Annotated in this window: 22 protein-coding genes and 1 pseudogene; 16 read left to right on the top strand and 7 right to left on the bottom strand. The window is 57.1% G+C overall.

Annotated features, from left to right (window positions below; genetic code table 11):
- Positions 1-2 precede the first annotated feature (2 nt).
- A complete protein-coding gene (locus RUA4292_RS01655) occupies positions 3-1,091 on the top strand; it encodes an ATP phosphoribosyltransferase regulatory subunit (protein ID WP_058276023.1) in 1,089 nt (362 codons plus the stop codon).
- The gene (gene hisG, locus RUA4292_RS01650; RefSeq protein WP_058276022.1) at positions 1,088-1,777 is read left to right on the top strand and encodes an ATP phosphoribosyltransferase; all 690 of its coding nucleotides are present in this window, start codon (positions 1,088-1,090) and stop codon (positions 1,775-1,777) included. Before RUA4292_RS01655 ends, hisG begins: the two co-directional genes overlap by 4 nt.
- Here the strand turns inward: hisG and RUA4292_RS01645 are convergent, their stop codons facing one another.
- Positions 1,778-2,209 (bottom strand): DUF1489 family protein, encoded by a 432-nt coding sequence (locus tag RUA4292_RS01645; protein WP_058276021.1) that lies wholly within the window; start codon positions 2,207-2,209, stop codon positions 1,778-1,780.
- Positions 2,210-2,337: 128 nt separating this feature from the next.
- On the opposite strand from RUA4292_RS01645, the gene RUA4292_RS01640 reads away from it, so the two are divergent.
- Both RUA4292_RS01640 and RUA4292_RS25060 read left to right on the top strand, forming a co-directional pair.
- On the top strand, positions 2,338-4,620 hold the full coding sequence (locus tag RUA4292_RS01640) for an adenosylcobalamin-dependent ribonucleoside-diphosphate reductase (protein ID WP_058276020.1): 2,283 nt from the start codon (positions 2,338-2,340) through the stop codon (positions 4,618-4,620).
- Between the two features lie 357 nt (positions 4,621-4,977).
- Positions 4,978-5,874, top strand: a pseudogene (locus RUA4292_RS25060) (AAA family ATPase); the annotation flags it as partial.
- Positions 5,875-5,964: 90 nt separating this feature from the next.
- Here RUA4292_RS25060 and RUA4292_RS25580 read toward each other — a convergent pair.
- A complete protein-coding gene (locus RUA4292_RS25580) occupies positions 5,965-7,254 on the bottom strand; it encodes a DEAD/DEAH box helicase (RefSeq protein ID WP_058276019.1) in 1,290 nt (429 codons plus the stop codon).
- 419 nt (positions 7,255-7,673) lie between these two features.
- Here RUA4292_RS25580 and RUA4292_RS01630 point away from each other — a divergent pair, with 419 nt between their 5' ends.
- Both RUA4292_RS01630 and rpsD read left to right on the top strand, forming a co-directional pair.
- Entirely contained in the window at positions 7,674-8,174 is a 501-nt protein-coding gene (locus RUA4292_RS01630) for a hypothetical protein (protein WP_058276018.1), read from the top strand.
- A gap of 200 nt (positions 8,175-8,374) precedes the next feature.
- Positions 8,375-8,995 (top strand): 30S ribosomal protein S4, encoded by a 621-nt coding sequence (rpsD, locus tag RUA4292_RS01625; protein WP_058275494.1) that lies wholly within the window; start codon positions 8,375-8,377, stop codon positions 8,993-8,995.
- Positions 8,996-9,274: 279 nt separating this feature from the next.
- Here the strand turns inward: rpsD and RUA4292_RS01620 are convergent, their stop codons facing one another.
- Positions 9,275-9,736, bottom strand: a complete 462-nt coding sequence (locus RUA4292_RS01620; protein WP_058275495.1) for an Lrp/AsnC family transcriptional regulator — start codon at positions 9,734-9,736, stop codon at positions 9,275-9,277.
- Between the two features lie 103 nt (positions 9,737-9,839).
- Between RUA4292_RS01620 and RUA4292_RS01615 the strand changes: the two genes are divergently transcribed.
- From RUA4292_RS01615 to RUA4292_RS01600, 4 genes are all read left to right on the top strand, one after another.
- Positions 9,840-11,255, top strand: a complete 1,416-nt coding sequence (locus RUA4292_RS01615; RefSeq protein ID WP_058276056.1) for an aminotransferase class V-fold PLP-dependent enzyme — start codon at positions 9,840-9,842, stop codon at positions 11,253-11,255.
- A gap of 64 nt (positions 11,256-11,319) precedes the next feature.
- Positions 11,320-12,405 (top strand): histidinol-phosphate transaminase, encoded by a 1,086-nt coding sequence (hisC, locus tag RUA4292_RS01610; RefSeq protein WP_058276017.1) that lies wholly within the window; start codon positions 11,320-11,322, stop codon positions 12,403-12,405.
- Entirely contained in the window at positions 12,402-13,313 is a 912-nt protein-coding gene (locus tag RUA4292_RS01605) for a prephenate/arogenate dehydrogenase family protein (protein ID WP_058276016.1), read from the top strand. Before hisC ends, RUA4292_RS01605 begins: the two co-directional genes overlap by 4 nt.
- Positions 13,314-13,368: 55 nt before the next feature.
- The gene (locus RUA4292_RS01600) at positions 13,369-14,154 is read left to right on the top strand and encodes an extensin-like domain-containing protein (RefSeq protein ID WP_233493296.1); all 786 of its coding nucleotides are present in this window, start codon (positions 13,369-13,371) and stop codon (positions 14,152-14,154) included.
- On the opposite strand, the gene RUA4292_RS01595 is transcribed toward RUA4292_RS01600, so the two are convergent.
- Positions 14,151-15,152: a DUF2125 domain-containing protein gene (locus RUA4292_RS01595; RefSeq protein ID WP_058276014.1), complete on the bottom strand. Its 1,002-nt coding sequence runs from the start codon at positions 15,150-15,152 to the stop codon at positions 14,151-14,153. The genes RUA4292_RS01600 and RUA4292_RS01595 overlap by 4 nt on opposite strands.
- Positions 15,153-15,219: 67 nt before the next feature.
- Here RUA4292_RS01595 and RUA4292_RS01590 point away from each other — a divergent pair, with 67 nt between their 5' ends.
- From RUA4292_RS01590 to RUA4292_RS01580, 3 genes are all read left to right on the top strand, one after another.
- On the top strand, positions 15,220-15,750 hold the full coding sequence (locus tag RUA4292_RS01590) for a gamma-glutamylcyclotransferase (RefSeq protein WP_058276055.1): 531 nt from the start codon (positions 15,220-15,222) through the stop codon (positions 15,748-15,750).
- A 69-nt stretch (positions 15,751-15,819) separates the two neighbouring features.
- Complete coding sequence (locus RUA4292_RS01585; RefSeq protein WP_058276013.1) at positions 15,820-16,998, top strand: hypothetical protein; 1,179 nt, start codon at positions 15,820-15,822, stop codon at positions 16,996-16,998.
- Between the two features lie 3 nt (positions 16,999-17,001).
- Positions 17,002-18,702, top strand: coding sequence for a peptidoglycan -binding protein (locus RUA4292_RS01580; protein ID WP_058276012.1), 1,701 nt, complete (start codon positions 17,002-17,004; stop codon positions 18,700-18,702).
- A 25-nt stretch (positions 18,703-18,727) separates the two neighbouring features.
- Here RUA4292_RS01580 and RUA4292_RS01575 read toward each other — a convergent pair whose 3' ends face one another.
- From RUA4292_RS01575 to gloB, 3 genes are all read right to left on the bottom strand, one after another.
- On the bottom strand, positions 18,728-19,615 hold the full coding sequence (locus RUA4292_RS01575; protein ID WP_058276011.1) for a YHYH protein: 888 nt from the start codon (positions 19,613-19,615) through the stop codon (positions 18,728-18,730).
- A 138-nt stretch (positions 19,616-19,753) separates the two neighbouring features.
- A complete protein-coding gene (clpA, locus tag RUA4292_RS01570; RefSeq protein WP_058276010.1) occupies positions 19,754-22,078 on the bottom strand; it encodes an ATP-dependent Clp protease ATP-binding subunit ClpA in 2,325 nt (774 codons plus the stop codon).
- 172 nt (positions 22,079-22,250) lie between these two features.
- Entirely contained in the window at positions 22,251-23,018 is a 768-nt protein-coding gene (gene gloB, locus RUA4292_RS01565; protein ID WP_058276009.1) for a hydroxyacylglutathione hydrolase, read from the bottom strand.
- 61 nt (positions 23,019-23,079) lie between these two features.
- Between gloB and RUA4292_RS01560 the strand changes: the two genes are divergently transcribed.
- The 3 genes from RUA4292_RS01560 to atpA all read left to right on the top strand — a co-directional run bounded on the left by RUA4292_RS01560 (position 23,080) and on the right by atpA (position 26,225).
- Positions 23,080-23,814, top strand: coding sequence for a class I SAM-dependent methyltransferase (locus RUA4292_RS01560; RefSeq protein WP_058276008.1), 735 nt, complete (start codon positions 23,080-23,082; stop codon positions 23,812-23,814).
- A gap of 311 nt (positions 23,815-24,125) precedes the next feature.
- On the top strand, positions 24,126-24,686 hold the full coding sequence (locus RUA4292_RS01555) for a F0F1 ATP synthase subunit delta (RefSeq protein ID WP_058276054.1): 561 nt from the start codon (positions 24,126-24,128) through the stop codon (positions 24,684-24,686).
- On the top strand, positions 24,687-26,225 hold the full coding sequence (gene atpA / locus RUA4292_RS01550) for a F0F1 ATP synthase subunit alpha (protein WP_058276007.1): 1,539 nt from the start codon (positions 24,687-24,689) through the stop codon (positions 26,223-26,225).

Below are 26,225 nucleotides of genomic sequence, written 5' to 3'. Positions count from 1 at the left end.
CGATGCCCAATCGTTCCCAGATACAGGCCCGCGCCGCGATGATGCGTGTCCGGTTTGAAGCCGCCGGGGCACAGGTTGTGGATACGCCCCTGCTGCAACCGGCTGAAACGTTGCTGGACCTTTATGGCGAAGACATCCGCGCGCGTGCTTACGTGACTTCGGATGCGTTGCGAGGTGAGCAGATGCTGCGCCCCGATTTCACCCTTCCGGTCGTGCAGATGCACATGACCGAAGGGGCTGAACCCGCACGCTATACCTATTCTGGTGAAGTTTTTCGTCGGCAAGAGCATGACCCGGATCGGTCCAACGAGTACATTCAGGTCGGTTATGAAGTTTTTGACCGCAATGATCCCGCCGGGGCCGATGCCGAGGTGTTTTCTCTGTTTGCCCTGCAATTGCGGGGGCTGCCCCTGCGCGCGGCAACCGGTGACATCGGCATCCTTACGGCGGCTGTTCAGGGGCTGCGCACCACGGATCGGCGCAAGGCCGCGCTGATGCGCCACCTGTGGCGTCCACGTCGGTTCCGCGTCCTGCTCGATCGGTTCGCCGGGCGAAAGCCCGAGCCGGAACACCGCACAATGCTTTTGGAGGCCGCAGACCCGATGGGGTTTGACGTTCCTATGATCGGCAAACGCCGCGCTGCCGAGATCGAGGCGCGCATCGACGCGTTGCGCGATGATCGCGACACGCCACCGATTTCTGACAACGAGCTTGCAGGCCTGGAATCTCTGCTGACCGTTCGGGAAACCATGCCCTTTGCTTTGGAGCAGTTGCGGGATGTGGCCGTTGACCTGCCTCAGATCACCCCGGCGCTGGACAGGCTTGAGGCAAGAATTGCCGCCCTGCAGGCGCGAGGTGTTGACGTGAGTAGGTTGGATTTCGAGGCTGCCCATGGGCGTACGTCGATGGAGTATTACGACGGGTTTGTCTTTGGGTTTTATGCCGAAGGTCGCCCCGATTTGCCTCCGATTGCCACCGGCGGGCGTTACGATGCGCTGACGCGACAACTGGGCAACGGGGCAGAAATTCCAGCTGTTGGCGGCGTGTTGCGTCCCGACCTGATGCTCGAAGTCGAGGAGGCCGCGCAATGACCCTGAAACTGGGCGTGCCCTCGAAGGGCCGATTGATGGAGAAGACCTTTTCGTGGTTCGAAAAGCGCGGCATCACATTGTCGCGCAGCGGATCAGACCGGGAATATGCCGGTAAGGTTGAAGGGATCGACGGAGTCTCGCTGATCCTGCTGTCTGCCGGGGAAATCCCCCGCGAACTAGCAGCTGGCCGCATTCATATGGGTGTCACGGGAACCGATCTGGTGCACGAAAAATTGCCACGGTGGGAACAGCAGATTGAAGAAGTCTCCGAGTTGGGCTTTGGCAAAGCCGACTTGATTATCGCGACACCAGCCTGCTGGGTCGATGTCGAAACTCTGGACGATCTCGATGCTGCCGCGGCAGCGTTTCGCAAAACCCACGGGCACCGGTTGCGGATTGCGACCAAATACCACCGATTGGTGCGCGAGTTTCTGACGGACGCTGGGGTTGCAGATTACACTCTGGTGGACAGCCAGGGCGCAACCGAAGGCACTGTGATGAACGAAACCGCCGAGGCGATTGCCGATATCACCTCGACAGGTGAGACATTGCGCGCAAACCACCTAAAAATCCTGTCGGACGGCCTGATCCTGCAATCACAGGCCACGCTGTGGCGTAGTCGGGTTGCCAGCTATGGTGTGGGTGAAAAAGAGGTTCTTTCCGAATTGCTTGACCGGCTGAGCTGATTACAGCACGCCGATGTCCGCCAACGCGCGATTCAGATCGTCGGGCAGGGAATCATCCTCGGCCCGTCCTTTGGGAAGATCGGCAGGCGTATCTTCGGATTTAAGGTATCGCCACCCTTGGAACGGGCGTTTCAAGGCATTCTGTGTGCGGTGCACCTCAGGGTCCAGCACGATGGCGCAGCGGCGTATACCGTCCTCTCCGCGCACTTCGTCCAGCCGCAGGATCTTCTGGCGGCACTGTACGACACCCTTGATCACCCAATAGATTGATCCGCCGTTCAGAATCTCGGCCTCGCGCTTGGGCCACATGCGGGTGACGTGGCGCGGCAAGCCGTCTTCATAAAGCGGTTTGCGGCTATTCTGCCATTCCATCAGCGTGTCGACGCTTTCCGATCCGACGGAGAGTTTTATGAGGTTTATGTACTTATCCACAGCTTTCCCACAGAGTCGTCCCAAGACCGTCTATACATTGTAGCTCAAGAAAGCCTGTCATCAAGGTGTTGTGGTTAAGGTGTGATCTGGGATAATCTGGATACCTCTTTCAGAACAGGGAATCACCAATGAGCCGCTTTGCCGCCCCCATCGCCGAGCAGATCTGGGACATGAAATATCGTTTCAAACAGGCCGATGGCACTCCCATTGACCAAACGGTTGAGGACAGCTGGCGGCGTATCGCTCGCGATCTTGCGCAGGTCGAAAAAGACCCGGCGCATTGGGAGCAGAAGTTCTTCGAAGCGCTGGAAGATTTCAAATACCTGCCTGCTGGCCGTATCACCGCTGGCGCAGGCACTGCGCGACGTGTGACGCTGTTTAACTGCTTTGTCATGGGCACGGTGCCGGACAGCATGGGCGGTATCTTCGATATGCTGAAAGAGGCCGCGCTGACCATGCAGCAGGGTGGGGGGATCGGCTATGATTTCTCGACCATCCGCCCACGTGGCGCTGATGTACATGGTGTAGCAGCGGACGCATCGGGGCCACTGAGCTTCATGGATGTATGGGATGCGATGTGCCGCACCATCATGTCCGCAGGTTCGCGCCGGGGCGCGATGATGGCGACCATGCGCTGTGACCACCCGGATATCGAACAGTTCATCACGGCCAAGTCCGACCCTGCACGCCTGCGCATGTTCAACATGTCTGTGCTGGTAACCGATCCCTTTATGGAAGCTGTCAAAGCCGATAGCCCGTGGGAGCTGGTGTTCGACGACAAGGTCTATCACACAGTTCAAGCGCGTGATCTGTGGAACAAGATAATGCAGGCCACCTATGACTATGCCGAACCGGGTGTGATTTTCATCGACCGGATCAACAAAGCCAACAACCTCAGCTATGCCGAAACCATCGCGGCGACAAACCCGTGTGGCGAGCAGCCTTTGCCGCCTTATGGCGCGTGCCTGCTGGGTTCGATCAACCTTGCCCGTCTTGTGGCAGAGCCGTTCGAAGATGCGGCCCATCTGAATGAGGCTGCCCTGCAAGAGCTGGTCGCGACAGCCGTTCGTATGATGGACAACGTTGTCGACGCGTCGAAGTTCCCGCTGCCGGAACAGGCCGCCGAGGCGCAGGCCAAGCGCCGTATCGGGCTGGGCGTGACCGGACTGGCGGATGCTCTGCTGATGCTGGGTCTGCGCTATGGATCGGACGAGGGCGCGCGTCAGACCGAGCTCTGGTTGAAAGCGATTGCGCGCGCCGCGTATCTGGCGTCGGTCGACTTGGCGAAGGAAAAAGGGGCGTTCCCCCTATTCGACGCCGAGAAATACTTGGAAAGCGGCACGATGCAGCAGATGGATGATGGCGTGCGCGATGCAATTCGCGAACACGGTATTCGCAACGCTTTGCTGACTTCGATCGCGCCGACGGGGACAATTTCTCTCTACGCGGGGAATGTGTCGTCAGGGATAGAGCCGGTCTTTGCCTATGCCTATACGCGGAAGGTCCTGCAAAAGGATGGCTCGCGCACTGAAGAAGAGGTCGTGGACTACGCGGTGCAGATGTGGCGCGACAAATTCGGCGACAAAGAGCTGCCAGACTATTTCGTCAACGCACAGACGCTGTCCCCGTCCGATCACGTCAAGATGCAGGCCGCGGCGCAGAAATGGATCGACAGCTCGATCTCGAAGACGATCAACTGCCCCGAGGACATCAGCTTTGACGCTTTCAAAGATGTCTACATGCAGGCCTGGGATCAGGGGTGCAAAGGGTGCACGACTTATCGTCCGAACGATGTGACGGGGTCCGTCCTGACCGTGTCAGAAAGCGAAGACAAAGCGCCGGGTGAAAGTGCAAGCGCACCGCATGAAATTGACGGTGGCGACGTGATCTACATGTCGGAGCCGCTGGATCGCCCACAATCTCTGGAAGGTTCGACCTACAAGTTGAAGTGGCCCGACAGCGAACACGCGATCTACTTGACGATCAATGACATTGTCATTGGTGGCCGTCGCCGTCCGTTCGAAGTGTTCATCAACTCGAAGAACATGGAACATTACGCCTGGACGCTGGCGCTGACCCGCATGATCTCGGCCGTATTCCGCCGGGGTGGGGATGTGTCTTTTGTGGTGGAAGAACTGAAGGCTGTGTTTGACCCGCGCGGTGGCGCATGGGTTCAGGGCAAGTATATCCCGTCGATCCTGGCCGCAATTGGTGGTGTGATCGAACAGCACATGATCAATATTGGCTTTCTGGAGGGCGAGGGCATGGCGCTCAAATCCGACCCCCAGGCTCAGGTCGTCAACATGGACGCGCCACGCGGCAAAGCCTGCCCATCCTGCGGCCAGTACGACATGGTGATGATCGAGGGCTGCATGACCTGCCGCAGCTGCGGTCATTCAAAATGTGGCTGATGTCGTGAAATCCAGCGTCGGTGATGCACCAAGCAATTGAGACCCAAATCAGCGATTTTTTCGCCCAAAGACAAGGTCTTTTTCGCCCAAGTATCAAAACCCCCTTGTTTTCATAGGGGCGGGAAAGCGTCTGATTTTCTTAGCGGGCGCTTTCTCGGTCAGCATCAATAACTCGAAGGTATTGACGTGCACCCAGTAATAGGGCTGTCTCATTGCATGGCGACATCTCAGCATTTCTTTCTCATACGGTTTTTCTGATCTGCCCCTGTTAGGGCCCACCGTTAGCTGCTGAAAATTTGTCTCCTATTGCGCTCGTTTTCGGTCGGTTTGTCTCACTGGATAGATGAGGGAACTGCTATGAAGACCATCGAACTCCTACTCGCCACGGATCCCAACATTGAAAAAGGTGTCCTTACGCATCGATTTAATGAATACCTGAAGAATTTGCGTAAAACGCGGCTGGCCGAAGAACTCATCGGAGATGATGAACACTCGGCCGATCTCGGTAAAGATGACTTTGAAAAAGTTGCTTGCGAATTGTCAGATGGTGTCTTGCTGACTTGGGATGACAAACGGCGCATCAAAAATCGAGTTCAGCGCATTCTACAACACCGGACAGAAGCCTCAGGTCTTGGGCATCTCTCGGAAAAAGAAATCCAGCGACTGCGGCCACTAATGAATGGGGTTCGTTTGGTGGAGCCGAGAGATGAGCATTGGGTGGACGAGGCAGTAGCTGCATTACATACAGAAATGCCGTGGATGTCCGCCGCCACCAATGAGGTTTGGCACGCGTTGCGACGTATCGCCAGTGGTAAAGGTACAATCCGGTTGCCGAACCTATTGCTGAATGGACCGCGTGGAATTGGTAAATCGGTGTGGGCCAGAAGGCTATCTGAACTACTTGAACTTCCCAGATGCGAGATTGATGCGAGCCTAGGTGGTGTGGGCTTCAGTGTTTCGGGAACGGAAAGAGGGTGGTCGTCTGCACAACCAGGAAGGCCACTTGAAACGGTCATGCAGCACCGCGTTGGGAATCCTCTCGTTGTCGTTGATGAAATCTGCAAGGCGCAATCAGGCACTTCAGACAGTGGTGCCCATCATGCATTCTCGGATTCGTTGCTGAGCTTTCTGGAACCTGCGACAGCTGTTGCTTGGGAATGCCCGTATTTTCGAACCAAGTTTGATATGTCGCACATTTCGTGGGTATTGACCGCCAACAATGTTTCTCGGGTGCCAAAGCCTTTGGTTAACCGATGCACGGTGATCGAGTTGCAAGCACTCTCAAGTTTTCAACTGAAGGGGTTTGCGCGCCATCAAGCTGCCCGAATGGGCTTGTCGAAAGATTCATCGGACGCAATTGAGGGGGTAATCGAAAGCTCCATGGATGAGCGAGGGCACTTGATCAGCCCCACTTGTGTGGTCCAAGTTGATTGTGAGTGCATGACCGGCTCGACCTGCACGCCCAAGTGCGTTGAATATCTCGTGCTCCTCCATATCTTTCCGTTTTTCGGTCTCCGGGTCCAATCTGTACGTACCTGCAAGGATCACTACGTCGCAGGGGAGGTTAAGCCCTTGTGCAAGTGTGGAGGTCGCAACAAGAACGTTTAGGCCGCTTTCTTTGGACCTGAACGACCCCTCAACCAAACGACGTTCATATGGAAGAAGCTCGCCGTGATGAACAGCAGCGATCTCACTTCCTGCGTCATAAATTGCTTCCTCCCTTCCAACTTCATCGATTGCCGTCTCACGCAGAACAGATTGATCGGCGGCCAGCTTTGCCTCGAAGCTTTCAAAGTGTCTGTTGACAGCTTTAGCCGTTGAACGGACCATCACAATAGTTTTGCAGAAGACCAAGACCTTCAAACCATGTCGGGCGAGCTTCACAGCGACCTTATTACGATTCGATGTCAACCAGCGACGCGTCGTCTTCTTGGATTTCCCAATCCCCAGTGGGATCGACTTGTCGGACAGCACCTTGAGTGCGCTGGAACTACTCGGTTCTGCTAGCCAATTCGAATCTAGAGCAAACAATCCATCGGGAGTGGCAAGCGGGGCCTGCGTATCATCATTGTTCACCTGTGCAGTGAGCGAGTCATACGCGCTACTGGAGTAAACTACGCATTCTCGCAGCTGCCGAGTTGGTTTCCATTCATAGTCAAAAGCCACTACGGGACCGTGAGTGTGTGCGTCTAGCCATTCCTTTAGCCGCGTTCCGTTGGAGATCATCGCAGAAAGAAGTAGATAGTCGGCTTTCTCGTTGATCTGACCGAATTGCAGGAAGCAAAGCATGGCGTCGATGCTCCTTCGGTCGGCCCGAATACCGTTTGGGGACGTGGGATCGATGGCCGCGCTCATCAGGTGGAATTCATCGAACACCAGCAGACCAACGTTCTGAAACAGGTGTGGTGCGAAAGCCAGAAGAGCAAAGCACTTTTCCGGCGTCATGACCGCAATATCGGGAAGCCTTTCCACCGTTTCGTCCAAGGTAAGCTCGTCAAGGCTTTGGGCTACTGCTAGTTCTGAAAGGCGCTCGTTAAGGTCAAACTCAACCTGGGAAACGAGCGCGTGAGTCGGTGCCAGATAGAGTAGAAACGAGCTTACTTGGACAAGCTGAAGCGGTCGAATGGCATCCATTGATGAATTGAAGCAAGGGTTGGCCCAGATTGGTGCCACTGCCCAATTTAGTTGCTGTAATGCAACGATTAGACGGCTCAAATCGGATGCCCAGATAGGATTGGATGAACCAGAGTATCATGGTTTCCGAAATACCGCTGGGAATTGGTGGTGCATGAATAGCGAATAGCCTAGGTATAATTTGCAATTTAAAAACAAATATTTGAGTAGAGAATCGCTTTGAGCATTCTTGAGGTTGCTCCATCGCTTTTTTTCAAAAACAATCTAAGGTTGAATTTACTTCACTTTTAGTATCAGTTTGACTTGACACACCGGAAACATTTACGTGATTGCTGCACTACGGTCTCTTTTCCGCCAGATTCTGTCCTGATAAGAAGGTGCGGTAAGCAGTGGTTTGTTGAAAGGTACAGGCGGATACAATGACAGCCGGGGACAGCGGTCGCATATCCATTTCGTGGACGCAGACAGAGTTAAACGGACTTGAGGCGGCGCCTCAGTCTTTTTTGAAAATCGGAGCCGCATGGTCGTGGCGTGGGCAGGCTCTTTCATTGGCCAGTCCGGCCGAGCAGGGCCTAGTGTTGTCAGGCCAGGCCGAAGCTTATTCCTCAAAAGTGCTAAACAGCATAGCGCCGTCGCCGAATCTGGCAGACGGAGCACTGGGTCGTATCGTTCTGACCAATGGCGCGCACAAGTACACGGCGCTCTTGTTTTCGGTCGCCGGAGAAGCAAACCCAACGCTGGTTTTTGAAAACGGGTATCCTGCGCGCGATCAGGAATTCTGGGTCAGTGCGTATACCGAGTTTGAAAGCGCAACCAATTCCAGCCTCCCGGACCAAAACGTTGTCGCTTTCCCGACGCGGTCGCCGATGGATAAGAGTTGGGAAAACACAGTTGCGGGCGTCCGAAGCGTAGCAGACTAAAACGCCAAGCAGGCCGACGACACTCGCACATAGCAAAAAATCCACAGCCGTGTTGACTCCGCCAGTTCTGCGGATATAAGCGCGGCTTCATTGGTGTTGGTGGACCCCGTAAGGGGATTCCTGTCATGGGGGAAACCTCAAGAGGACAACGCCCTTCATAGTGGCCTGTATGGGCCTCGACCTAAAGAAGGAGATCAGCCGTGACCAAACGCACGTCTGCCAAGTACAAAATTGACCGCCGGATGGGTGAAAACATCTGGGGTCGCCCGAAATCCCCGGTCAACCGTCGCGAGTACGGCCCCGGCCAGCACGGCCAGCGCCGCAAGGGCAAACTGTCGGACTTCGGTCTGCAGCTGCGCGCCAAGCAGAAGCTGAAAGGCTACTATGGCGACCTGACCGAGAAGCAGTTCCGCCGCATCTACGCCGAAGCTGTACGTGTGAACGGCGATACCGGTGAAAACCTGATCGGTCTTCTGGAGCGTCGTCTGGACGCGGTTGTCTACCGTGCCAAGTTCGTTGCAACCGTCTTTGCTGCACGTCAGTTCGTGAACCACGGCCACGTCAAAGTGAACGGCAAGCGGGTCAACATCCCCAGCTACCGTGTCAAAGAAGGCGACGTGATCGAAGTACGCGACAAGTCCAAGCAACTGGCTGTAGTTCTGGAAGCCGCTGCTCTGGCCGAGCGTGACGTGCCTGACTACATCGACGCCGACCACTCGAAAATGACCGCGACCTTCGTTCGCGCACCTGGCCTGGGCGATGTGCCTTACCCGGTCGTCATGGAACCAAACCTGGTCGTCGAATTCTACGCGAAGAACTAATCTTCGCCGACACCCAGAATTCCAGGGCCGCGTAGTTTGCGCGGCCCTTTTTTTGTTTGGTCATGTGACGACGCGTATTGGGTTTGAAGGCTGATTCAGCATGTTGCATCTCGGCTATTAGAAAATATCCACCGAAGTGACCCAATGGAACGCCTGCAGTGGGTGGGAATGCTGAAGTACACGCTTGGGTGGCGCAGGCTGTGTTTTGAATTGAACGCGTAACAACCTACGAGCAGTATTCCAGCCTGACAATTGAAGAAGTCCGCCGAAGGCGCTGAGTCAAATTGGCAGCGGCCTGCTTTCGGCGATGGCCTCCATCGCAAAGTACGAGGTCACACTGTCTAGTTCGACCTTGTCGATCAATCGCTGATACACCTTGTCATATGACGTCATATCTTGCGTGACGACTTTCAACTGATAGTCATAGTCGCCACCAATGCGGTGAAAATCCACCACCTCGGGGATGGTCAGGACGTGGCTTCGAAAGGCTTGCAGCCATTCCGCCGAATGGTGCCGGGTGCGCAGCATAACAAAGACCACAAGGCTCAGCCCCAGTTTTTCGCGGGCGATCCGCGCGGTCGAACCGGTAATGACGCCATTTTCGTTCAACGCCTTCAGCCGCCGCCAACAGGCATTTTGCGACAACCCGACTCGGTCCGCCAACTCACGCTGGGACAGTGTTGCGTCTGTTTGAAGTTCGCGAAGGATGCGCTTGTCAATATGATCTAATTTTTCTGCCATAAAGAAGCATATGACACAAAATTTTAGATATCTACCAAAAGAAAGGTGAATTTTCTGCATCCCTATTCAATCATATTTGGTGATGCAATACGGAGAATTAGTCATGACCTTGTTCAAATTTCGCGCAGACCTCCAATCCACCACTCGCAATTCAACCCTGCGCGACGGGCTGATCGGAGAGAATGTTCTGATCCCCGGTCTGAATGGGGACGTGCCGCTGGTTTATGCGGACTACGTCGCTTCGGGTCGTGCGCTGCAGCAGGTAGAGGATTTTGTCGCCCATGAGGTGCTGCCTTTTTATGCCAACAGCCATACCGAGGCCTCCTATTGCGGGTCTTACATGACCCGTCTGCGCCGCGAAGCGCGCGCGGAAATAGCCCGCATTGTTGGAGCAAGGGAAGAGGACGCGGTGATCTTCACCGGGTCTGGCGCCACTGCGGGTCTTAACCGGCTGGTCAGCTTGATGGGAGTTGAAGGGGCTGACCGGCCGGTTGTTTTGATCGGGCCGTATGAGCATCATTCCAACATTCTGCCCTGGCGCGAAAGCAAGGCGCAGGTCATAGAAATCCCCGAGGCGTCCGAAGGCGGCGTTGATCTTACTGCACTTGAACAGGCGTTGGCGGATAATGCCGAGTCCGATCTGATTATCGGTTCCTTCTCGGCGGCATCCAACGTGACCGGCATCATCACCGATCCAGATCCGATCACCCGGCTGCTTAAGGCGCATGGGGCTGTGTCGATCTGGGACTATGCCGGTGGCGGACCCTACCTGCCGATGGACATGGGGCCAGAGGATGCACGCAAGGACGCCATAGTCGTCTCGCCTCATAAATTCCCGGGCGGCCCGGGCGCGTCAGGCGTGCTGATCGTCAACCAGAACGCAGTTCGCCGCACTTGCCCAAGTTGGCCTGGTGGCGGCACTGTCAGTTTTGTATCGCCCTGGCGCCATGACTACAGCGAGGATTTGGCCACGCGGGAAGAAGCCGGAACACCCAATGTGATTGGGGATATCCGCGCCGCGCTGGCCTTCATCGTTAAGGATGTCGTCGGCACGGATGAAATTGCTGAACGCGAAGCCCGATACAATGAAATGGCATTGAAAGGGTGGGGCGACAATCCAAACCTGACTTTGCTAGGCACTGATAATCCGCATCGCCTGCCGATCTACTCTTTCCTTGTGCGGGACAACTCCGGCCAGCCGGTGCACCAGCAGCTATTTACACGAATGCTCAGCGACATTTACGGCATTCAGGCGCGCGGTGGTTGCGCCTGTGCCGGCCCTTATGCGCATCGTCTGTTGGATATCGACCGCGAAACGTCCGCTGAATTGCATGCGGCCCTGTCTGCGGGTGAAGAGATGAAGAAACCGGGTTGGGTGCGGCTGAATTTCTCGTACCTAATGAGCGAAGAGACGGTTCAGTTCATCATCGACAGCGTTAACGATCTGTCCCACAGGACAGAGGAATTCGCCCCTTATTACAACGCCGACCCGGCGACCGCCCGCTTCAAAGCGGCGTGACGGAATTGCCGCTTTTCTCAACGCGTTGAGACGGGTATGAGAGGCTCCAACAACGGAGCCTCTTATGAACAAGATCACCCCGCAGCCCGGCATTATGGACATCGCGCTCTATCAGGGCGGCCAGTCACATGTGGCCGGGGTGGAACATGTGATCAAGCTCAGCTCCAACGAAAACCCGTTCGGTCCCAGCCCCAAGGCGATCGAGGCCGTGCGCGCTAGTGCGGCGACGCTGCATCGGTATCCCAGTACCGATCATGCAAGCCTGCGCTCAGCGATAGGTGAGCGGCACGGGTTGGACACTGCGCGGCTTATCTGCGGCGTTGGCAGTGACGAAGTGCTGCAATTCATTGCCCAGGCCTATGCCGGACCGGGTGATGAGGTCATCTATACCGAGCACGGGTTTTCAATGTACCCGATCATCGCCCGCATGGCCGGCGCGACACCGGTGATGGTGGCCGAGCGCAATCGCCACGTGGATGTCGAAAACATTCTGGCCGCCGTGAGCGACCAGACCCGGATCGTGTTCGTGACCAACCCAGGCAACCCGACCTCGACCATGATCCCCGAGGCTGAATTGCTGCGTTTGGCCGAGACATTACCCAAGACCTGCCTGATGGTGATCGACGGGGCCTATGCCGAGTTTGTCGATGGGTTCGACGGTGGTGCATCGCTGGTGGATCGGTTTGACAACGTGATCATGACGCGGACCTTTTCCAAGGTGTACGGTCTGGGTGGAATGCGTGTCGGATGGGGCTATGCCGCGCAGTCGATTATCGACGTACTGAACCGGGTGCGTCAGCCGTTCAACCTGTCCTTGACCGCGTTGGCTGCTGCAGAGGCTGCGGTGAATGACGTGGAATTCCTGTCCTTCTGCCAGGCCGAAAATGCGCGCCTGCGGGTGTGGTTGTCGGATGAACTGGCCAAGATCGGCGTTCCATCGGATGCGTCCTGCACCAATTTCATCCTCGCCCGCTTTGCCGACCAGGCCGAGACCGAGGCGTGTGACGGCTATCTCAAGACCCAAGGTTTGATTGTGCGCCGTGTGTCGGGCTACAACCTGCCAAACGCTTTGCGGATCACCGTGGGCGACGAAGAAGCCTGCCGCCGCGTTGTTGCGGCCATCACCGCGTTCAAAGGGGGCGTCGCATGAACCAAGTTTACGACCGTGTGGCCTTGATCGGGCTTGGCCTGATCGCCTCGTCGATGTTCTGGGCGATCAAACGCGCCGGGCTTGCTGGCGAAGTGACTGGCTATGCCCGGTCCGAGACCACCCGCGACACGGCCCGCCGCATCGGCTTGTGTGATCGCGTCTGCGATACCGCGCAAGAGGCGGTCGAGGGCGCGGATCTGGTCGTTCTCTGTGTTCCTGTCGGCGCGATGGGCGCTGTTGCAAAAGATATTGCACCTGTCGTGAAACCCGGCGCGACGGTGACAGATGTCGGCTCGGTCAAGCGTCACGTTATTCAGGCCGTTGGGCCGGAAATCCCGGATGGTGTGCATTTCATCCCCGCGCACCCGCTGGCAGGGACGGAGCATTCCGGCCCGGAATCGGGTTTTGCAGAACTCTTTGACAACCGCTGGTGCCTTTTGGTTCCGGTTGAAGGCTCGGACCCGGATGCGATTGCCCGTTTGCGGGCACTTTGGGAAGGCATGGGGTCAAACGTTGATGAGATGGACGCGGATCACCATGATCTGGTTCTGGCCGTCACATCGCACGCGCCGCACCTGATCGCCTATACGATGGTGGGCGTTGCGGATGATCTGCGCCGGGTCACCGATACCGAAGTTATCAAGTATTCCGCCGCTGGATTCCGAGACTTCACCCGCATCGCGGCCTCTGACCCGACCATGTGGCGGGACGTGTTCCTGACCAACAAGGATGCGACGCTGGAGATCCTTGGCCGGTTCACCGAAGAACTGTTTGCACTGCAGCGCGCGATCAGAACAGGTGACGGCGAGCAGCTTTTCGATTATTTCACTCGTACGCGCGCCATCCGCCGCGGCATCATTGATGCAGGTCAGGATACGGATGCGCCTGATTTCGGACGGGGAAAATAAACCTATGACGCAGGGCTGGAGAACCATTCTGACCGGATTTGCAGCGCTTTGCGCAATGTCAACTCAGGCTGGTTCGCTGGAACGTTCGTTAATACCGATATCGCGACCTCAGGCTACACTTGCGGTCCTTAGCAGCGCAGTGCCTCAGCTGCCTCCGGCCACCATACGACCAGAATTGCGGCCGGATTCACCGCAGGTTTTAGCAGCCGCGGCACGGCCTGCAGAGCTGCCTCTGCTTGGCCCGGACACGTCGCTGATGCCTTACCTGCGGCCCAAAGCCTTGGAGCAGGAGGCGCTGTTCAAAAAGCGCAAACTGCGTAAAGGATCGGTGTGTGGCGACATCGATATTCAGGGTAAGCCTGTCGGGACGGTACCGGGCAGGATCAAGGCTTGCGGGATCAAGGACGCTGTTCAGATCACCTCGGTCTCAGGTGTGACGCTTAGCCGTCCCTCCACGATGGATTGTGGAACGGCAATTGCGCTGAACAAATGGGTTGAGAAAGCGGTCAAGCCGACGTTCAAGCGACGCGGGCCTGTGGTTCAATTGCAGGTTGCCGCACACTACGCGTGTCGGACGCGCAACAACCGTAAGGGCGCCCGTATTTCCGAGCATGGAAAAGGCCGCGCGATTGATATCTCGGCCTTCAAGATGGCCGATGGAGAGGTTGTGACGGTCCTGAATGGATGGCGCAAGAACCCATCGCAAAAACAACTGGCCAAGATCTGGCGCGATGCATGCGGGCCGTTTGGCACCGTATTGGGGCCAAACGCCGACCGGTATCACCGGGATCATTTCCATCTGGATACAGCCCGCCACCGTCGCGGGCCATACTGCCGTTAACGCAGAATCAGGCGGGGGGCAGGCCCCAGCGGCAAAGGCCCCAGCGCCACGAATCCGTCGCGGAAGTTAAGCTGCAGGTCTAGCGCATTTGGATTACCGCCCAGCCCGGCCATGAAATTCAGCGCGCGCGTCACAGGATCAACGGCCTGATCGGGCAGGGCACCCGCTGCATTAGCCATTGCAATCATGTCGCGCCAGTTTTCAGCTTTGACCGCAATCTCGCCCGTTGGGATTCCCTGGTGGTCGATGTCGAGCTCACCCGCTGCAAACAAACGCAAAGCACCCCATTTCATCTCGGCCAGGTTCAGGTCAATCTTCACCGGCTGCGGTCTGCCTTGTTCCAGAGCCGTACGATCCCACGGTTTGTTGAACGTGGCCGTCATATCCAGTTCGAGCGTCTCAAACGCCTGCGGCAACGTGGTCGCAGACCGCATCAAATCGCGCAGACCATCTCCCGGGGTGAACCCGTCTATTCGAGCGCCGATGGCATAGGTTACCGGAATAGAGGTCTGTTCCATAACCACTGTCAGCGTATCGCCGCCAGCCAGCGCTTCGGCATCATCAGTGATCAACCATGAACCCGCGGTCAAAGCCATTTTTTCCAGCACCAGCGCCACACCGGGCTGTAGCTGCAGCTCAGCCTGCAGATCGCTGGCTTTGATTGTTGCCGTCTGATCAAAATAGGACAGGCGCTGGGGGGTGTCAGCAAAGCGCAGCACCTGACGTCCCGGCCAGATTGCAGGGCTTTGGAATTCGATCCAATCGGCGCTCCATGCGGTGCCGTTGACTGGATCAGCCAGCGCCGGACTGTTCAGGCGCGTAACGTGGCGCAACGGATACCCCGCCGTTAAAACATCCGAAAAATCCGCCTGCCAACCCTGTTCCTGCTGTTTGTCGAACCAAGCGGTGATTGCGTTGCGCAATCCGAATCCGGCGACGAACCAATAGGCGCTCCAGATAACCGTTAAGAAAATGACTACTCGTACTAGACCGCGCATGGCAGTTGGCCCTTTTTCCCGCGTTGAATTTGATGTTTATAGGCCGAAACGGGCAAGGACCAGAGCAATGACGATGTGGGTTTTCGGATATGGATCGCTGCTATGGAATCCGGGCTTTCCGGTGGCCCGAAGCGTACACGCCACATTGCATGGGTATGCGCGATCCTTTTGCATGAGTTCGATCCACCACCGCGGGACCGAGGAACATCCGGGTCTGGTGCTAGCGTTGGACGAACAGACCGACGCCAATTGCACAGGCTTGGCGCTTGCGGTCGAAGCTGGTCATGAAGAACGCACCCTTCAAGAGCTGCGCGAACGCGAGCTGATCTCATCGGCCTATGTCGAGAAAAACCTTGATGTGCATCTGAACACTGGCGAGGTTATCACTGCCGTGACCTATGTGATCGACGCAGAACATGTCCAATACTGTGGTGGCATGCCGTTAGAGGAGCAGGCGCAGATCATTGCACATGCGATTGGCGGGCGCGGACCGAATACGGAATATCTGTATAATACTGCGGAACATCTGGCCGAGATTGACCTGCGCGATCCCGATCTTGAGTGGTTAGCGCAACGGGTGCGCAGCATCACAGCATAAACCCTTGGCGTCACCGGCGGATTTTGGCTAGATTCAAGCCAGAGCAGGCAAAAACCGGGAAACACGCGCATGGCGCAGGCACATCAGGGCGCGAGACCCCATTTCTCGCATCCCATCCGTCAGATTGTGATGATGTTGGTCGCAATTGGCCTGGCGGGGTTGGGCGTCTTCATGGCGCTGCCTTATGTGCTGCCGGTGTTTCAGGCCAACCCGTACCTGAACGGCTTTATCATCCTGGTTTTCATAATCGGCGTTTTTGCCTGTTTCTTTCAGGTGACACAGCTGATTGGCTCGGTTCGCTGGATTGAGGCTTTTGTTGGCGGCGTTGTCCGCGAAGACGCACGCACGCCGCAATTGTTGGCACCTTTGGCCTCATTGCTGCGCGAACGCGGAGCACGGTCACAGATCAGTTCCAGTTCGACCCGGTCGATTCTGGATTCGGTCGCGGAACGCGTCGAGGAAGAGCGTGAGATCACGCGCTATATTACCAATGTTCTGATTTATCTGGGCCTTTTGGGCACGTTCTTTGGCCTGGCGACCACCGTCCCAGCCATTGTCGACACGATCCGCAGTCTGAACCCGCAAGAGGGCGAAGAAGGGCTGGCCGTGTTCAACCGCCTGATGGTGGGGCTTGAGGCCCAGCTACAAGGAATGGGCGTGGCATTTGGGTCGTCCCTTTTGGGCCTTGCCGGGTCTCTGATCGTCGGTCTTCTGGAACTGTTCGCAGGTCACGGCCAGAACCGGTTCTACCGCGAGCTTGAGGAATGGTTGTCCTCAATTACCCGCGTTGGTTTTGCTGCCTCAGAAGAAGGCGGGGCCGAGATTGCGGTTCTGACCCCAGTTCTGGACGCGATGTCCGAACAGATGGATGCGCTGCAGGACCTGTTTTCGGGGCAAGAGGCTGATCGTGCCGCCGTGTCGGTCAAACTGGGCCAACTAATCGACGCGATTGGTGAGATGAATGTGCGACAGTCTGAATCCGAAGGGGTGACAGCCGCATTGGAACGGGTGGCCCTTGGGCAGGACGCCCTTCTGGATCACATGCGTGATCAGGGCACGGGTGAAGGAATTGACGCCGAAAGCCGGATGCGCCTGCGGTCGATGGACGTTCAACTTTTGCGTATCCTCGAAGAAATTTCGGCCGGTCGTCAGGAAAGCATGAGCGAACTGCGCAAGGATATCGAATTGCTGGTCAAAGCTCTGACATTGCCCCGAGGCGCCGTGCGCACCGCTCCGGAAGGAGAGTAATCCATGGCTCTGTCCCGTCGCACAGGTCAGCGTTTTCAGGGCTCGGTTTGGCCGGGTTTTGTTGACGCGATCACCGGTTTGTTGATGGTGCTGACCTTCGTTCTGACCATCTTTATGGTGGTGCAGTTCGTTTTGCGCGAAACCATTTCCGGGCAAGAGGACGAATTGACCGCCCTGTCGGATGAAGTCGCAGCGCTGGCCGGGGCATTGGGATTGGAGGAGCGTGAGAATACCCGTCTGGAGGCCCGTCTTGGCGCGTTGAACACGACCCTGTCGCAAACCGAAGATACGCTGGCGAGGGCCGAAGTGGACCTGGCCTTGTCGCAGGCGCGTATCACGGATTTCGAGGCGCAGGTCGCCGCACTTCTGACGGATCAGGAGCGGGCGCGCGGCGCCATTGCAACACTGGAATCCCAGCGCGCCAAGTTGCTGGAGGACCAAGAGGCGCTGAACCTCGCGCTGGCGCAAAGCCGATCTGAAATCGACGAACAGGCCGAAGCCGCCCGGCTGGCAGCCGCCCAACGCGAGGCGCTGGAGGCGTTGGTTGCGGATCTTGAACAAAGCGACGCGGCGCAATCCACCCGGATCAGTGAACTGGAAGAACAGATCAGCGCGGAAGAGGCCGCCAAGCTGGCCGAAGCTGCCGCTGCCGAGAACCTGCGTAACCGACTGCAGGATGCAGATGCCGAGTTGACGGCGATGACACTGGCCTTGGAAGCACAGCGCAAAGAAGCTGAGGATACACTGACTCTGCTTGCCGCAGCACAAGCCGCCAGGGCCGAGCTTGAGCGCCAGTTTGGTGCGCTGGATGCAGACGAGTTGCAGGCGCAATTACAAGCTGCTTTGGCTGCGCAGACCGAGGCGCAGGCCGAGGCACAATCGCAACGATCATTAGCCGAAGAGCGTGCAAACCTATTGGCTGTGGCCCGTGAAGCGATCTCGGCGGAGAAAATGATTTCCGCAAAAGCGCAGCGAGAAACGGCGTTGTTGAACCAACAGATGGCGGCGCTGCGCCAACAACTTGGCGGGTTGCAGGCGTTGTTGGACGACTATGAAGAACGCAACGCCGCTTCGGACATTCGAATTCAGACTCTGGGTCAGGACCTGAACGCAGCTTTGGCCCGCGCGGCCTCGGAAGAACGCCGCCGGCGTCTGCTGGAAGAGGCTGAGCGTGTCCGGCTTGAAGCCGAGGCAGAAGCTCTGTCTGGACAAAATCAGGAACTGGCCGCGCAGGCCGAAGACCTGCAACGCTATCGGTCAGAGTTCTTTGGAAGACTGCGCGACGTGCTTGGGGATGAGGAGGGCGTTCGGATCGAAGGCGACCGTTTTGTATTCTCGTCCGAGGTCCTGTTTGACACGGGTTCGGCCGTTTTGTCACCGGCCGGGCAGCAGGACATCGCCAAAGTGGCCAATATCCTGCGCAGCGTGGCGGCTGAAATTCCCGAAGGCCTGAACTGGGTGATCCGCGTCGATGGTCACACCGATAACGTGCCACTTGCCGGGTCCGGGCGCTATCGCGACAATTGGGAGCTTAGTCAGGGCCGCGCCTTGTCCGTGGTGCGCTACATGGTCGATGCGCTGGGCATCCCGCCGAGCCGGTTGGCCGCAAACGGATTTGGTGAGTTCCAGCCCGTAAATCCGGCAGACAGCCCGGAGGCCCGGGCACAAAACCGCCGGATCGAGCTGAAACTCACCGAAAGGTAACCGAGACACTCGTTAAGGGTACGGGTCAGCGACGACCAAACCGAAAGCTGTTATCTGGCTTACCCGCAAAGCAGCGCGGGACGACCGGGTAACTTTCAGTCAGGAAATAGGCATACGTTCCAGATGGATATTCAGGCGAAATCGTAAAGGCTCCGTTGCATTCATCCAGATTTCCGGCGCCTGCTACATAAGCGTAGTCCTCATTAAACGTGCTATCATGCTTTCCGTCGGGTGCGCTTCCTCCAGGGCGGTTGCCGCTTTTCAATCTGTACGACGACTTCATTTGCGTCACTTTCCCATCCAAAACGCCGGTCATTGCGTAAATCGGGAAGCCGTCTGCCGCGTATCCGATCAGCGGTGAATGTCGGTTGGGTGTATAGTTCAGCAACTCAATAAAGCCCGTGGGGATGCCGTGATAATGGTATTTTCCATTGGGTTGCACATGGGCATAGTTTTCGTCGAACCCCAAAGTGACCGCGCCCCCAAGCGCATTGTAGGACCAGCCTGAGCGGGGATTGCCCTGCCAGAACTCAGCGGCCAACGGGTCGAACACGACGCCGTTCAGAGACACTCCAAAGTTCCATCCCATTTCAAGCGGGGTGGTGGATCGATTGGATTTCGGGTTCGTCGGTACTTTCAAGTTGACGCGCTGCTCGGAAATGCTGTGCGGGTTGCCTTGGTTCGGAAAGCGCCCGACAAGGTGATCGGGGATCCCGTTGGCCGAGACGTGTATATTTTTGCGGGTCTCAGAGGTTTCAGAGTGGCTGTGCCCCGGATCAATCGTTGCGGGCTGCAGGCGCAGTGGCTGCGTTTCTGTCTCGTCGTGATATCGAAATCTGTGCTGGGCAGTTGCTATGGCGGCAACGGCAGAAAGGGCGAATGCTACGCTCCAAACGGCGACGGTTTTGGTCATCAAATTCCCCTTTGCAATTTATCAGTGATAATGAAACGCGCGGGTTTGGCTGTTCCGTCGAAAAAGTTTGTGGCCGAAACGAAATCGCCCGGCTGCTGAACAACCGGGCGATTAGACTTGTTAGGCGAATGCGGCGTCTTAATCCGCGGTCAAAAGCGGAGGTTTGTCGCCCGGAATTCTTGGCTGATCGGGGCCAAGAATTTCCAGGTTCAAATCGCCCTTTTTGACGGACACGCGGACCACACCACCCTTGGCCAGCTTGCCGAACAGCAACTCTTCAGCCAGTGGTTTCTTGATGTGTTCTTGAATAACACGACCCAGTGGGCGAGCACCCATCTTGTCATCATACCCTTTGTCCGCCAGCCACGCGGCAGCTTTGGGGGTCAGATCGATGGTCACATTGCGATCCAGCAATTGCGCTTCAAGCTGCAGAACGAACTTCTCGACCACCTGCAGGATGACCTCTTTCGGCAGTGGCGCGAAGGAGATCACAGCGTCCAGGCGGTTGCGGAATTCCGGCGTGAACATACGTTCGATTGCGGCCGTATCCTCGCCCTCGCGACGGTCACGGGCAAAGCCGATGGCAGCCTTGGCCTGTTCCTGTGCACCCGCGTTAGAGGTCATGATCAGCACCACGTTGCGGAAGTTCACCGTACGTCCGTTGTGATCGGTCAACTCACCGTGGTCCATCACCTGCAACAGGATGTTGAACACGTCCGGATGGGCCTTTTCAATCTCATCCAGCAGCAGCACGCAATGCGGATGCTGGTCGACGCCGTCGGTCAGCAGACCACCCTGATCAAAGCCTACATAGCCCGGAGGCGCGCCGATCAGACGGCTGACGGCGTGCTTCTCCATGTACTCTGACATGTCAAAGCGCAGCAGTTCTACACCCAGCGTATCCGCCAGCTGTTTCGCAACTTCGGTCTTACCCACACCGGTCGGGCCGGCGAACAGATAGTTGCCGATGGGCTTTTCAGGTTCACGCAGACCGGCACGCGCCAGTTTGATTGCGCTCGACAGCGCCTCGATTGCGAGATCCTGGCCGAATACGACACGTTTCAACGAGGCCTCGAGGTCTTTCAGCACCTCAGCATCGTCTTTGGTGACGTTCTTGGGTGGAATGCGGGCGATCTTGGCGACGACCGCCTCGATTTCCTTGACCCCGATGGTCTTGCGCCGTTTGCTCTCAGCCACCAGATGCTGCGCCGCACCGGCCTCATCGATTACATCGATGGCTTTATCGGGCAGTTTACGGTCGTTGATATAGCGGGCCGACAGTTCCACCGCGGTCTTAATGGCATCGGCGGTATATTTGATCTCATGATGCTCTTCGAAATAGGGTTTCAGACCGCGCAGGATTTTCACGCTGTCTTCGACCGAAGGCTCGCTCACGTCGATCTTCTGGAACCGGCGGCTCAGCGCGCGGTCTCTTTCAAAATGCTGACGGAATTCCTTGTACGTGGTCGAGCCCATGGTGCGCAATTTGCCGCCCTGCAGGGCAGGTTTCAGCAGGTTCGACGCATCCATCGCGCCACCCGAGGTGGCACCGGCACCGATCACGGTGTGAATTTCATCAATGAACAGCACCGCGTCGGGGTGGTCCTCCAACTCGGTCACAACCGCCTTCAGGCGTTCCTCGAAGTCGCCGCGATAGCGGGTACCTGCCAGCAGAGCACCCATGTCGAGAGAATAGATGGTGGTCTCGGACAGCACATCTGGCGCTTCGCCGCCAACAATTTTGCGTGCCAGGCCTTCGGCGATGGCGGTCTTGCCCACGCCGGGATCACCTACCAGCAGCGGGTTGTTCTTGCGGCGGCGGCACAGGACCTGAATACAACGCTCAACCTCATCAGCTCGACCGATCAACGGGTCGACATCGCCCGCGCGCGATTTAGCGTTCAGGTCGATGCAGTATTTCCCAAGCGCGCTTTCCTTTTGCTCGCCTTCGGTGACGCCAGGCTGAGCCTCTTCCTCGACTTGATCCGCGCCCGAAACCGAGCGGTTTTCGCCGTAGGCAGGGTCTTTGGCCACGCCGTGCGCAATGAAGTTTACCGCGTCGTAGCGCGTCATGTCCTGCTCTTGCAGGAAATAGGCTGCATTGCTTTCACGTTCGGCAAAGATGGCGACCAGAACGTTTGCGCCGGTCACTTCGGTCCGGCCCGAACTTTGGACGTGGATCGCCGCGCGTTGTATGACGCGCTGGAAAGCGGCCGTTGGCACGGCCTCGGAACCGTCGATATCCGTGACCAGATTGGATAGATCTTCGTCAATGAATTCGACCAGAGTGCTGCGCAGTTCTTCCAGATCGACGCTGCAGGCTTTCATGACGCGGATGGCGTCAGGTTCTTCCAGTAACGCCAGAAGCAGATGCTCTAGCGTGGCAAATTCGTGACGCCGTTCATTCGCAGCCGCCAAGGCCGCGTGGATGGCTTGTTCTAATGTGCTCGAGAATGAAGGCACGCGGGTGCTCCTCTGTCTTGGGTCGAAAGGGGCAGGCTTCGGCCGGAACCCCATCCCAACCATGTCCTCATACTATTAGAGTTTGGTTGATCGTGGCCCGGCTTCAAGGGTTTTCTTGCTCTTGACAGTCACATTTCACGTGACCGTGGCCGTGAGGAAGGCAATTTGGGTACTAGAAGCTGTCTTTTCTAGTCCGAATTTCAGCAAAAACTTCTGGGGTGTCCGAATTTTGCATACCCAAATGCGCCTGAATCGCCGGGTCAGCGGCCCGCAAGAACGGGTTTGTGGCCTTTTCCAGCGCCATCGTCGAAGGAACCGTGGGTTCTCCGGCAGCGCGCGCGCGGTCGATATCATCAGCGCGTTTTTGCAGCGCAGCATTGGTTGGATCGACGGTTAACGCGAATTTTGCGTTTGATTGCGTGTATTCGTGGCCAGAGCATACGATTGTCTCATCGGGAAGGGCGGCCAACTTGCTGAGAGAGGCCCACATCTGTGGCGCCGTGCCTTCGAACAAGCGCCCGCACCCCAATGCCATGAGGCTGTCTGCAGTGAAAACAACTGCGCTCTCCGGCATGTAATAGGCGACATGGCCAACAGTATGGCCGGACACATCCAGCACCCGAATCTGTTCGCTTCCGAATTCAAACGTATCACCGTCACTGACCTGCTGATCCAGCGGGGGCAGGCGGTGCGCATCGGCGGCCGCGCCAACAACTTTGGCCGGATGTCTTTCCAAAATGGCAGACAGGCCATCCACATGGTCCCAATGGTGATGGGTTAGAAGAACATGGGATAATGTCCAGCCGCGCTTGTCCAATTCGGCCAGAATGGGTCCGGCTTCGGGCGCGTCGACCAGCGCGGTATTGCCGCTTGCGGCGTCATGCGCCAGAAATGCGTAATTGTCGCTGAGACATGGGATGGTAACGACCTCAAGAGGCATGGCCTTTTGCCCTTTCGTTGCTAGACTGCGCCCAGCTAAGCCGATTGACCGGGTGTCTGCAATGCATCTTGATGTGCAGGATTTGAGGAACTTCTACTATCGCAGCACTCTGGGTCGTGCCGCGCAGGCGGCGATCCGTGGGCGACTGATCGAGCAATGGCCCGAGGCCATGGGGCAAACGGTTGCAGGATTCGGCTTCGCGGTTCCATTGCTGCGTCCTTATCTTGCGGACGCCCGCCGCGTGATCGGTTTGATGCCAGGCCCGCAAGGCGTCATGCCCTGGCCCGCCGGAATGCCCAATGTGTCGGTTCTGACCGAAGAAACCCTGTGGCCGATTGAAACAGGTCATGTCGACAAGCTGATTGTGATGCACGGGCTTGAAACCTCGCAGCGGCCCAGCCAATTGCTGAATGAGTGCTGGCGCGTGTTGGGGCCAGGGGGGCGCGCTTTCTTTGTTGTGCCCAACCGGGCTGGTTTGTGGTCGCGGACGGATAAGACCCCGTTTGGCTTTGGTCGGCCGTACACAGCCTCGCAGCTGGAAAGTCAGCTCAAGGCGCATCACTTCATCCCGGAAAGTCATTGCTCGGCTCTGTATCTGCCGCCGTCATTCCGTCGTTTCTGGCTGAAGTCGGCGAGCCTGATCGAAAAGACTGGCCAAAGGCTGCCAACAGTCATGGCAGGCGGAGTGCTTATGGTTGAGGTGACAAAACACATCCGACCGCCCAGCGGCAGTGTTGCAAAGGATGCCGAACGTCGTCCGATAAAGGCGCTTGATGGCCTTCTGAAGCCAGCCTGAGCAGCCCGGTCATTTCCCCTCTTCAATTCGCAAAAATTGAGGGAAAAAGTACACAGGAATCGCAAAAACCTACACTTTCGTAACATTTTTCGTCTGTTTCAGCCGGATAAAAGGGTCGCACCCCCCTTAAGTTATTGAAATTGAACACTTTGTGGATAAACCTGTTGCCGTGATAATGTATTGCTAGCTGGGTTCGGCTCTGCTACATCCCCGGTGATTTTGATCCCCGACCGTCTGGCCGGGGTTTCTTCACGCCCCCGGGGTAGCTGCCGCAACGCGAATTCGGGGCCCAAAATATCGGAAGGGTGGACGTGTCCGAACCAGCTTCGATTTCCACAGGCATTGCCAAGCGCTATGCCACCGCGATCTTTGAGATCGCCAAAGAGAATAATGACCTCGCAGGTCTGGAAACCGGAATCAACGATCTGGCAGCAGCATTGGGCGAAAGCGCCGAACTGCGCGACCTGATCGCATCGCCTCTGGTTTCGCGTGCCGAACAAGAAGGCGCCATTACCGCAATCGCTGACAAAATGGGTCTGCACGCCATCATGCGTAACACGCTGGCTCTGATGGCACAGAAGCGCCGTCTGTTCGTCGTTCCCGAGTTGGTGCAGGTTCTGCGCGACATGCTGGCGGACGAACGTGGCGAAGTGACCGCCGATGTCGCGTCGGCCAAGGCGCTGACCAAGACACAACTGGAAAAACTGTCCAAGACGCTGTCCGAGCGTGTGGGCAAGACCGTGACAATAAATGCGACCGTTGATGAAAGCCTCATTGGCGGTCTTGTCGTTAAAGTGGGCTCGAAGATGATCGATAGCTCGATCCGTTCGAAGCTCAACTCCCTACAGAATGCAATGAAAGAGGTCGGATAAATGGGAATCCAAGCTGCAGAGATTTCTGCAATCCTGAAGGACCAGATCGAGAATTTTGGTCAGGAAGCCGAAGTGGCCGAAATCGGTCGCGTGCTGAGCGTCGGTGACGGGATTGCCCGCGTATACGGTCTGGACAATGTGCAAGCGGGTGAGATGGTCGAATTCCCCGGTGGCATCATGGGCATGGCGCTGAACCTGGAAAGCGACAACGTTGGTGTTGTTATCTTCGGTTCCGACCGTGACATCAAAGAAGGTGACATCGTCAAGCGCACCAACTCGATCGTGGACGTTCCGATTGGTAACGGTCTGCTGGGTCGTGTTGTTGACGGTCTAGGCAACCCGCTGGACGGCAAAGGCCCCATCGAATCCACCGAGCGTGGCGTTGCTGACGTCAAAGCACCGGGCATCATCCCGCGTAAATCGGTTCATGAACCGATGGCAACCGGCCTGAAATCGGTTGACGCGATGATCCCGATTGGTCGTGGCCAGCGTGAGCTGATCATTGGTGACCGCCAGACCGGTAAAACTGCCGTTGCTCTGGACGCGATCCTGAACCAGAAAACCTACAACGATGCAGCAGGCGACGACGAGTCGAAGAAGCTGTACTGCGTTTACGTCGCGATCGGCCAAAAGCGTTCGACCGTTGCGCAGCTGGTGAAGAAACTGGAAGAGTCCGGCGCGATTGACTACTCGATCGTTGTGGCCGCAACCGCGTCCGACCCGGCGCCGATGCAGTTCCTGGCACCCTATGCCGCGACCGCAATGGCCGAATTCTTCCGCGACAATGGCCGCCACGCACTGATCATCTATGATGACCTGTCGAAACAGGCTGTGTCCTATCGTCAGATGTCGCTGCTGCTGCGTCGTCCGCCCGGACGTGAAGCCTATCCTGGCGACGTTTTCTATCTCCACTCCCGCCTGCTGGAGCGTTCGGCGAAGCTGAACGAAGACTTCGGTGCTGGCTCGCTGACCGCTCTGCCGGTTATCGAAACGCAAGGTGGTGACGTTTCGGCGTTTATTCCGACCAACGTGATCTCGATCACCGACGGCCAGATCTTCCTGGAAACCGAACTGTTCTATCAGGGCATCCGTCCTGCTGTGAACACCGGTCTGTCGGTTTCGCGTGTGGGCTCTTCGGCTCAGACCAACTCGATGAAGTCGGTTGCCGGTCCGGTTAAGCTGGAACTGGCTCAGTACCGCGAAATGGCTGCGTTTGCGCAGTTTGGTTCCGACCTTGACGCCGCGACCCAGCAGCTGCTGAACCGTGGTGCGCGTCTGACCGAGCTGATGAAGCAGCCGCAGTACTCGCCGCTGACCAACGCTGAAATCGTCTGTGTCATCTTCGCCGGCACCAACGGTTACCTCGACAAGATCGACGTTTCCGATGTTGGCCGTTACGAAGCTGGCCTGCTGGCGCACCTGCGCGGCAAGCACGCCGACCTGCTTCAGTGGATCACCGACGAAGATCCCAAGATCAAGGGCGACGCTTCCGACAAGATCAAGGCTGCGCTGGACGAATACGCCGCAACCTTCGCTTAA

Source organism: Ruegeria atlantica (assembly GCF_001458195.1).
Classification (GTDB): domain Bacteria; phylum Pseudomonadota; class Alphaproteobacteria; order Rhodobacterales; family Rhodobacteraceae; genus Ruegeria; species Ruegeria atlantica.
This window is presented reverse-complemented; position numbering and strand designations above follow the sequence as displayed.

What these genes read in the sequence shown, in the direction of transcription:
- RUA4292_RS01655 (WP_058276023.1), top strand. Translation starts at nt 3, where the DNA reads ATGCCCAATCGTTCCCAGATACAGGCCCGCGCCGCGATGATGCGTGTC.
- hisG (WP_058276022.1), top strand. Translation starts at nt 1,088, where the DNA reads ATGACCCTGAAACTGGGCGTGCCCTCGAAGGGCCGATTGATGGAGAAG.
- RUA4292_RS01640 (WP_058276020.1), top strand. Translation starts at nt 2,338, where the DNA reads ATGAGCCGCTTTGCCGCCCCCATCGCCGAGCAGATCTGGGACATGAAA.
- RUA4292_RS25580 (WP_058276019.1), bottom strand. Translation starts at nt 7,254, where the DNA reads ATGGATGCCATTCGACCGCTTCAGCTTGTCCAAGTAAGCTCGTTTCTA.
- RUA4292_RS01630 (WP_058276018.1), top strand. Translation starts at nt 7,674, where the DNA reads ATGACAGCCGGGGACAGCGGTCGCATATCCATTTCGTGGACGCAGACA.
- RUA4292_RS01620 (WP_058275495.1), bottom strand. Translation starts at nt 9,736, where the DNA reads ATGGCAGAAAAATTAGATCATATTGACAAGCGCATCCTTCGCGAACTT.
- RUA4292_RS01615 (WP_058276056.1), top strand. Translation starts at nt 9,840, where the DNA reads ATGACCTTGTTCAAATTTCGCGCAGACCTCCAATCCACCACTCGCAAT.
- hisC (WP_058276017.1), top strand. Translation starts at nt 11,320, where the DNA reads ATGAACAAGATCACCCCGCAGCCCGGCATTATGGACATCGCGCTCTAT.
- RUA4292_RS01605 (WP_058276016.1), top strand. Translation starts at nt 12,402, where the DNA reads ATGAACCAAGTTTACGACCGTGTGGCCTTGATCGGGCTTGGCCTGATC.
- RUA4292_RS01600 (WP_233493296.1), top strand. Translation starts at nt 13,369, where the DNA reads ATGTCAACTCAGGCTGGTTCGCTGGAACGTTCGTTAATACCGATATCG.
- RUA4292_RS01595 (WP_058276014.1), bottom strand. Translation starts at nt 15,152, where the DNA reads ATGCGCGGTCTAGTACGAGTAGTCATTTTCTTAACGGTTATCTGGAGC.
- RUA4292_RS01590 (WP_058276055.1), top strand. Translation starts at nt 15,220, where the DNA reads ATGACGATGTGGGTTTTCGGATATGGATCGCTGCTATGGAATCCGGGC.
- RUA4292_RS01585 (WP_058276013.1), top strand. Translation starts at nt 15,820, where the DNA reads ATGGCGCAGGCACATCAGGGCGCGAGACCCCATTTCTCGCATCCCATC.
- RUA4292_RS01580 (WP_058276012.1), top strand. Translation starts at nt 17,002, where the DNA reads ATGGCTCTGTCCCGTCGCACAGGTCAGCGTTTTCAGGGCTCGGTTTGG.
- RUA4292_RS01575 (WP_058276011.1), bottom strand. Translation starts at nt 19,615, where the DNA reads ATGACCAAAACCGTCGCCGTTTGGAGCGTAGCATTCGCCCTTTCTGCC.
- gloB (WP_058276009.1), bottom strand. Translation starts at nt 23,018, where the DNA reads ATGCCTCTTGAGGTCGTTACCATCCCATGTCTCAGCGACAATTACGCA.
- RUA4292_RS01560 (WP_058276008.1), top strand. Translation starts at nt 23,080, where the DNA reads ATGCATCTTGATGTGCAGGATTTGAGGAACTTCTACTATCGCAGCACT.
- atpA (WP_058276007.1), top strand. Translation starts at nt 24,687, where the DNA reads ATGGGAATCCAAGCTGCAGAGATTTCTGCAATCCTGAAGGACCAGATC.